This window comes from Williamsia serinedens, from assembly GCF_024171725.1.
Classification (GTDB): domain Bacteria; phylum Actinomycetota; class Actinomycetes; order Mycobacteriales; family Mycobacteriaceae; genus Williamsia_A; species Williamsia_A serinedens.
The window spans coordinates 1-2,466 of the sequence record NZ_JAMTCG010000015.1 but is presented as its reverse complement, the minus strand read 5'-3'; the positions used below and the strand labels follow the sequence as shown (position 1 = coordinate 2,466).

At 64.2% G+C, this 2,466-nt stretch carries 4 protein-coding genes; 2 read left to right on the top strand and 2 right to left on the bottom strand.

Annotated elements, in window-relative coordinates:
* Positions 1 to 27: 27 nt before the first annotated feature.
* Positions 28 to 903, bottom strand: coding sequence for a phage antirepressor KilAC domain-containing protein (locus tag LX12_RS21590; protein ID WP_253656680.1), 876 nt, complete (start codon positions 901 to 903; stop codon positions 28 to 30).
* 59 nt (positions 904 to 962) lie between these two features.
* Complete coding sequence (locus LX12_RS21585; protein WP_253656679.1) at positions 963 to 1,211, bottom strand: helix-turn-helix domain-containing protein; 249 nt, start codon at positions 1,209 to 1,211, stop codon at positions 963 to 965.
* 243 nt (positions 1,212 to 1,454) lie between these two features.
* Here LX12_RS21585 and LX12_RS21580 point away from each other — a divergent pair, with 243 nt between their 5' ends.
* Positions 1,455 to 2,003 (top strand): helix-turn-helix domain-containing protein, encoded by a 549-nt coding sequence (locus LX12_RS21580; RefSeq protein ID WP_253656678.1) that lies wholly within the window; start codon positions 1,455 to 1,457, stop codon positions 2,001 to 2,003.
* Between the two features lie 69 nt (positions 2,004 to 2,072).
* Positions 2,073 to 2,466, top strand: a 394-nt coding sequence (locus tag LX12_RS21575) for a hypothetical protein (protein WP_253656677.1), incomplete at its 3' end; no start/stop codon positions are given.

Here is a 2,466-nt window from a genome sequence, read left to right as displayed (position 1 = left end):
CCCGCCACAACTGCTTGACGGTGTCCTTCACGCCACACCCCGCGGACGCAGGTCGCCGAACTCGCGAACGTGGTCAGTGATCCACTTCCACGCCAGGTCCTGACCTTTGGCACGGATGTACGTGGTTGCGGTCGCGTACCCCTCGGGGGTGGTGTCCTTCTTCGTCCACGCCCACCCCGCTTTCACCGCCTGGGCTGTGGCGTGGTTGCGGTCCGACCGGTTGCCGGCGACCAACATGCCGTGCTGTCGCAGCACCTCGTAGACGTGCTCCTGCAGAACCTTCACGCCCTGCAGCAGGCCCCACTGCTGAACCTCGCGTGCGAACGCCTGCCTGTTGATCGAGGCGTTGTCGGCGTTGCTGTGCGACTCGGCCTTAGCAACCAGCGGCGCATCCTTCTCGATGCGTGCCGTCAGCGCCTTGTTCTGCTGCTCAGCCAGTTCGGCGCGCTCAGCCTGCTCGGCTGCGGCGCGCAGGGCGCCGGCGTACGTCTTCGGGATGAGGAAGGTCGGACGTTCCTGCGCGGCCACTTCGGCTTGGCGGGTCTTAATAGCGAAGTACGACTGCGCATCAGCAATCGCCGGCTTGCGCGGGTCGCCGTTCTGCGCGACGAGGTAGCACGCGAAGCGCGACAGGTGTCGGTCGTCGATGCGACGGACGGCGTTGCTGCCGGTCTCGACCATCTTGGCGGCGCCGACAAAATGGTCCGACGGTGTATGACCAGCGTTGCTGGCCGAGATGCGGGCGCGGTCGATGGCGCCGGCAAACTTGCGCCACTCCTCGTACCCCAGCATGGGCATCAGTTCGCGAGCGGACCAGTATTCGCGGCCCTCGGGGGTCACACGCCTGATTGCGTCGAACGGTGACGTGCCGCTGTGCTGCGGCAGGTTATTCTGGTCGTGCATTCAGAGTCCTTGTCTCTTAGTGCCGGGCCGCCCCGCGTGACAGCGCGAGGGCGGCTTTCTTATGCGGCGGTTTCGCCGCCGAGGCCATCGCTCACCACGTCAAAGAGGTCGGTGAAGCAGTCCGCGCCGAACGCCTCCACGCACCCCGCGATGAACCGTGGGCCAGGGCCGGCCTTGCCGGACAGGACGCGCGACACGGTGCCGGGGTCGACCTGGATCTTCTGGGCGAACTCGTAGTCCTTGGTGGTGCCCGTGAGGCGCCGGATCTTGGCAAGGCCATCGGTGTTCAAGCTCAGCGTCGCCAACACCACTCACCTCCTAGTTGTGCCGCTTGACCTGCTGTCTTGCGGTAACACCAATGAATGTACGCACGGCATGGTGTGTACGCAATGTTGCCAGGTCACGATTCCATAACTGGGCGCTTGCGCAAGCGCTTAGGGGTTCTGACGTGCTGAATACGGTGCGTGTAATTCGTTGACCACTAGCCTTGCGCGGGCGCAACCACCGTTCAGGTGCGTCGATGGGGTGCGTTGCTGCAATACGCTTCCCCCGTGGCTGAGACGTTCTGGGACTACCTGATGCGGATCACCGACAACGCGACTGGGATCGCCATTTCCCGGGCCGCCGAGGTGGATGCGGGCAACGTGTCGCGCTGGCGGAACGGCAAAGGGCAACCGAGCGCCGAATCGGTAGTGAAGTTGGCTCGTGTGTTTGGCAGGCCTCCTGTAGAGGCGCTGATCGCATCGGGGCATCTACACGCGGGGGAGGCGGCAGCTGCGGTCGTAGAGATCGCAATGAGCGCGGGTGATTTGTCGAACGAGGATTTACTGGCCGAGATCGGCCGGCGGATGGGGATCAACGAGGGAGTACGTGATGACGTGGAAGATGCGCAGAAATCGGGAACACCGAGCGCCCCGGACAACAAGAAGAACCGTGCGGCCACGGGCCGCGACAACGTCCGTGACTTGAAACGACCGGATCAAGTCCGTCGCCCTGAATGGGGCAACGCCGGCCCTCCGCCATCAGTGGACGAAGCTGACGCGGCGTCCCGACGGGACAAGCCCAGCGACCACGAGGACGAAGATCCCCCGATCGACTGACACGAATTACACCAGTGTCATTGCTGGTCAGGGCGATTTCTGTCGGACGCTGTTCGTATGTTCTGCGTCATGGGGATTGAGCACTGGAACCCGTGGAGGTTCGCGGCGGTGCACCTGCCGCACGTCATCATCGACACCAGCCACCGCCTACCGCGGGGCGTGGCGGGACTGTGGCGGGGTGACCGCATCTGGCTGTGCAGCACGCTCGACCGCGCCGGCAGACGATCCGTCCTCACCCACGAGGTGTGGCATGTCAGGCGTGGCGAGGTGCCGCCGTGGATCACCGAACGCGAAGAGCGCACAGTCGATGATCTTGCGTCACGTGACTTAATCGGACTGGAGCAGCTGATCGACGGGCTGCGCTGGTCGGATCAAGAGGCCGAGCTGGCCGAGGTGTTGGACGTTGATGTGCACACCGTGCGATGCCGACTGAAGAACCTCACACCGGACGAGATGCGGCTTA